At 63.5% G+C, this 5,144-nt stretch carries 5 protein-coding genes; all 5 read left to right on the top strand.

All coding sequences use genetic code 11. From position 1 onward, the window contains the following. Positions 1-695: NADH-quinone oxidoreductase subunit NuoF (gene nuoF, locus EOA86_RS21360; RefSeq protein ID WP_128343438.1), on the top strand; the 695-nt coding region annotated here is incomplete at its 5' end. 146 nt (positions 696-841) lie between these two features. After that, positions 842-1,525 carry an NADH-ubiquinone dehydrogenase gene (locus EOA86_RS21355; protein ID WP_128343436.1) on the top strand — a complete coding sequence of 228 codons (684 nt, stop codon included), beginning with the start codon at positions 842-844 and terminating at the stop codon, positions 1,523-1,525. A 75-nt stretch (positions 1,526-1,600) separates the two neighbouring features. Next, a complete protein-coding gene (gene nuoG / locus EOA86_RS21350; protein WP_128343435.1) occupies positions 1,601-3,682 on the top strand; it encodes an NADH-quinone oxidoreductase subunit NuoG in 2,082 nt (693 codons plus the stop codon). A 2-nt stretch (positions 3,683-3,684) separates the two neighbouring features. After that, positions 3,685-4,728, top strand: a complete 1,044-nt coding sequence (nuoH, locus tag EOA86_RS21345; RefSeq protein ID WP_023798860.1) for an NADH-quinone oxidoreductase subunit NuoH — start codon at positions 3,685-3,687, stop codon at positions 4,726-4,728. After that, positions 4,728-5,144, top strand: a 417-nt coding sequence (gene nuoI, locus EOA86_RS21340; protein WP_128343433.1) for an NADH-quinone oxidoreductase subunit NuoI, incomplete at its 3' end; no start/stop codon positions are given. The genes nuoH and nuoI, both read left to right, overlap by 1 nt.

Genomic DNA, 5,144 nt, shown 5'->3' with positions numbered 1-5,144 from the left:
GCCCGACGACGGTCAACAATGTCGAGTCGATCGCGGTGGCGCCGACCATTTTGCGCCGCGGCGCTGCCTGGTTCTCGTCCTTCGGCCGGCCCAACAATGTCGGCACCAAGCTGTTCTGCATCTCCGGCCACGTCAACAATCCGTGCACCGTCGAAGAGGCGATGTCGATCCCGTTCCGCGAGCTGATCGAGACGCATTGCGGCGGCATTCGCGGCGGCTGGGACAATCTGCTGGCGGTCATTCCGGGCGGCGCTTCTGTGCCGCTGGTGCCGGCGGAGCAGATCATCGACGCGCCGATGGATTTCGATGCGCTGCGCGACCTGAAATCGGGCCTCGGCACGGCGGCTGTCATCGTCATGGACAAATCGACCGATATCGTGAAGGCGATCGCGCGGCTTTCATACTTCTACAAGCACGAGAGTTGCGGCCAATGCACGCCGTGCCGCGAAGGCACCGGCTGGATGTGGCGGGTGATGGAGCGGCTGGTGCGCGGCGAGGCGCAGAAGCGTGAGATCGATATGCTGCTCGACGTGACCAAACAGGTCGAAGGCCACACGATCTGCGCGCTGGGCGACGCGGCGGCGTGGCCGATCCAAGGCCTGATGCGCCATTTCCGCGGCGAGGTGGAGCGGCGCATCGACGAGTTTTCGCGCAACGCGCACCGCGCAGAGCCGGTGATGGTGGCGGCGGAATAGACAAGAAATTTGTAAAGACGGGCGACTGGAATGCGGGCAAGTGCCCGATTTGAAATACGGGCAAGTGCCCGATTTGAGATACGGGCAAGTGCCCGATTTGAGGAAACAGGCCGGGGCATACGGAAGAAACGACCAGGAGACCACCTATGTCGCTGAATTCGAGACCCGATCATTTGATGCCAGATTTGGACCCGTTCGAGAAGATGAACCAGGACCTGACCAGGATGATGCCGAAGGAGATGGCCAGCGCCGTCAATCTCCTGGCGCACCCTGTTGCGGGTGCGGCGGCGCTGTCGGCGCTCGGCTTCGGGCTTGCCAATCATGCCTTTGGGGTGTGGATGGGCGTGCTCTCGGGCGCCGCCGAGGCCTCGCAGCGGCTTTTCCAGCCGATCGTCGACGATTTCGATGCCAGGGTCGAACGCTTTTCCGGGACAGGGACAAGCTCCTCGACCAAGGCGCGCGCGGCGACGAAAACCCTGATCGCCGATGCGCAGTCCTTCGCCAGGAACGTGAATGACATAGCGGCGAGCGGCATTACACGGAGCGCGGTGGATGCGGCTGCCGCGCCGACCGGGTTGATGCCCGAGGACTTCAAGCAGCCCAAGGCCATGGATCGTCCGGCAAATCCGGCCGACCTCAAGGCGATATCGGGGATCGGGCCGAAGCTGGAAGAGGTGCTGAACGGCTTGGGGATCTGGACCTACGGCCAGATTGCGGCATGGACGCCGGAAGAGATCGCCTGGGTCGACGATTATCTGTCGTTCAAGGGCCGCATCGAGCGGGACGACTGGCTTAGCCAGGCGGCGGTGCTGGCCGCGGCCAAACATTGAATTCAATGCCGGGCGCGGTTTCGGTTGCGCCCCGGAAAGAAAGATTGCGGAATGTCCGCAGGGGTTTGAGACGACATGGCAAAGCTCAAGGTCGACGGGAAAGAGATTACTGTACCCGACCACTACACGCTGCTGCAGGCAGCCGAGGACGCCGGCGCGGAAGTGCCGCGCTTCTGCTTCCATGAGCGGCTGTCGATCGCCGGCAACTGCCGCATGTGCCTGATCGAGGTGAAGGGCGGTCCGCCCAAGCCGCAGGCGTCCTGCGCCATGGGCGTGCGCGACCTGCGCCCCGGACCGAATGGCGAAACGCCGGAAATTTTTACCAACACGCCGATGGTCAAGAAGGCCAGGGAAGGCGTGATGGAATTCCTGCTGATCAACCATCCGCTGGATTGCCCGATCTGCGACCAGGGCGGCGAGTGCGACCTGCAGGACCAGGCGATGGCGTTCGGCGTCGATTCCTCGCGCTATCACGAGAACAAGCGGGCGGTCGAAGACAAGTATATCGGGCCGCTGGTCAAAACGATCATGAACCGCTGCATCCATTGCACGCGCTGCGTTCGCTTCACCACCGAAATTGCCGGTATTTCCGAGCTCGGCCTGATCGGCCGCGGCGAGGACGCTGAGATCACCACCTATCTAGAAAGCGCGATGACCTCGGAACTGCAGGGCAACGTCATCGACCTTTGCCCGGTCGGCGCGCTGACCTCCAAACCCTACGCCTTCCAGGCACGGCCGTGGGAGCTGACCAAGACCGAATCCATCGACGTGATGGATGCTGTCGGCTCGGCGATCCGCGTCGATTCCAGAGGCCGCGAAGTGATGCGCATCCTGCCGCGCACCAACGAGGCGGTGAACGAGGAGTGGATTTCCGACAAGACCCGCTTCATCTGGGACGGCTTGCGCACCCAGCGCCTCGACCGGCCATACGTCCGCAAGAACGGCAAGCTGGCCCCGGCAAGCTGGGCCGAGGCTTTCTCCGCGATCAAGGAAGCGGTGTCGAGCACTGCACCCGACAAGATCGGCGCCATTGCAGGTGATCTCGCCGCCGTCGAGGAGATCTATGCGCTGAAGCTGCTGATGGCCTCGCTCGGCTCGAAGAACACCGACTGCCGCCAAGACGGTGCCGCGCTCGATCCGTCGCTCGGCCGGGCAAGCTATATCTTCAACCCGACCATCGAGGGCATCGAGCAGGCCGACGCGGTGCTGATCATCGGCGCCAATCCGCGCTTCGAGGCGTCCTTGCTCAACGCCCGCATCCGCAAGCGCTGGCGGGTCGGCAACCTGCCCGTCGGCGTTATCGGCGATGTCGGCGACACGCGCTACGACTATGAGCAGCTCGGCGCCGGAACGGAATCGCTGAAGGATCTGGCCGACGGCAACGGCAAGTTCTTCCAGATGCTGAAGAAAGCGACGCATCCGCTTGTTATCGTCGGCCAGGGTGCGCTGGCACGCTCGGATGGCGCGGCCGTGCTCGGCCAGGCGGCGAAGCTCGCCACCGCCGTCAATGCCGCGAGAGCCGACTGGAACGGGTTTGCCGTGATGCACACTGCGGCGGCGCGTGTCGGCGGGCTCGATGTCGGCTTCGTGCCGGGTGAGGGCGGCAAAAACGTCGCCGGAATGCTGGGCGATATGGACGTGCTGTTCCTGCTCGGCGCCGACGAGATCGACATGGCCAAGACCGGTGGCGCCTTCGTCGTTTATATCGGCACGCATGGCGATCAGGGCGCGCACCGCGCCAACGTTATCCTGCCGGGCGCCGCCTATACCGAAAAATCGGGCACCTACGTCAACACCGAGGGCCGCGTGCAGCAGACCAACCGTGCCGGCTTCGCGCCGGGCGATGCGCGCGAGGACTGGGCGATCCTGCGGGCGCTGTCGGATGTGCTGGGCAAGAAGCTGCCGTTCGATTCGCTGCCGCAGCTTCGCGCGAAACTCTATTCGGAATACCCGCATCTTGCCCGCATCGACCAGGTGGCGGCCGGCAACGTTGACGATGTCGCCAAAGTGGCGAAGCTCGGCGGGCGGCTGAACAAGGGCGCCTTCACCTCGCCGGTCAAGGATTTCTACCTGACCAACCCGATCGCGCGGGCTTCCGCCGTGATGGCGGAATGCTCGGCGCTGGCGAAAAACGGCTTCAGGCAGGCGGCGGAATAAGCATGGACACCTTCTTCTCCTTCTACGTGCTGCCGGCGCTGCTCATCCTGTTGAAGTCGGTCGTGCTGATCGTCGTGCTGTTGATCTTCGTCGCCTACATCCTGTACGCGGACCGCAAGATCTGGGCGGCGGTGCAGCTGCGCCGCGGCCCGAACGTCGTCGGTCCATGGGGCACGCTGCAGGCTTTCGCCGACCTTCTGAAGTTCGTGTTCAAGGAGCCGGTGATTCCGTCCGGCGCCAACAAGGGCGTTTTTCTGCTGGCGCCTTTGGTTTCGGCAGTGCTGGCGATCTCGGCCTGGGCGGTGATCCCGGTCAACGAGGGCTGGGCGATCGCCAACGTCAATGTCGGCATCCTCTATGTCTTCGCCATCTCCTCGCTCGAGGTCTATGGCGTGATCATGGGCGGCTGGGCGTCCAACTCGAAATATCCGTTCCTCGGCGCGCTGCGCTCGGCGGCGCAGATGGTGTCCTACGAGGTCTCGATCGGCTTCGTCATTGTCACCGTGCTGCTTTGCGTCGGCTCTCTCAACCTGTCCGACATCGTGCTGTCGCAGCAGGATGGGCTGGGCACGCGGGTTGGCCTGCCCAACACCTTCCTCGACTGGCATTGGCTGTCGCTGTTCCCGATGTTCGTCATCTTCTTCATCTCGGCGCTGGCCGAAACGAACCGCCCGCCTTTTGACCTTGTCGAAGCCGAATCCGAACTCGTCGCCGGCCATATGGTCGAATATTCGTCGACGCCGTTCCTGCTGTTCTTCCTCGGCGAGTATGTCGCCATCGTGCTGATGTGCGCGCTGGCCACCATCCTGTTCCTCGGCGGCTGGCTGCCGCCCTTCGACTTCGCTCCTTTCACCTGGGTGCCGGGTCTGATCTGGTTCGTGCTCAAGGTCTGCCTGGTGTTCTTCATGATCTCCATGGTGAAGGCCTTCGTGCCGCGCTACCGCTACGACCAGCTGATGCGGCTCGGCTGGAAGGTCTTCCTGCCGATCTCGCTGGCGATGGTGGTGATCGTCGCCGCGTTCCTCAAGATCACGGGGTTTGCGTGATGTCCGCTCTAGCCCAAGCCGCCAAGTCTCTGCTCTTGCAGGACTTCGTCAGCGCCTTCTTCCTGTCGATGCGCCAGTTCTTCGCGCCGAAGGAGACGATCAACTATCCGCACGAGAAGGGGCCGACCAGCCCGCGCTTCCGCGGCGAGCATGCGCTGCGCCGCTATCCGAACGGCGAGGAACGCTGCATCGCCTGCAAATTGTGCGAGGCGATCTGCCCGGCGCAGGCCATCACCATCGAGGCCGGCCCGCGCCGCAACGACGGCACGCGCCGCACGGTGCGTTACGATATCGATATGGTGAAGTGCATCTATTGCGGCTTCTGCCAGGAGGCCTGCCCGGTCGACGCCATCGTCGAGGGGCCGAATTTCGAATTCGCCACCGAGACGCGCGAGGAACTTTATTACGACAAGGAC

Source organism: Mesorhizobium sp. M5C.F.Ca.IN.020.32.2.1 (genome assembly GCF_004023105.1).
GTDB classification, from domain to species: domain Bacteria; phylum Pseudomonadota; class Alphaproteobacteria; order Rhizobiales; family Rhizobiaceae; genus Mesorhizobium; species Mesorhizobium wenxiniae.
This window is presented reverse-complemented; position numbering and strand designations above follow the sequence as displayed.

Coding starts and splice junctions, on each gene's coding strand:
- EOA86_RS21355 (WP_128343436.1), top strand. CDS start 842: ATGTCGCTGAATTCGAGACCCGATCATTTGATGCCAGATTTGGACCCG.
- nuoG (WP_128343435.1), top strand. CDS start 1,601: ATGGCAAAGCTCAAGGTCGACGGGAAAGAGATTACTGTACCCGACCAC.
- nuoH (WP_023798860.1), top strand. CDS start 3,685: ATGGACACCTTCTTCTCCTTCTACGTGCTGCCGGCGCTGCTCATCCTG.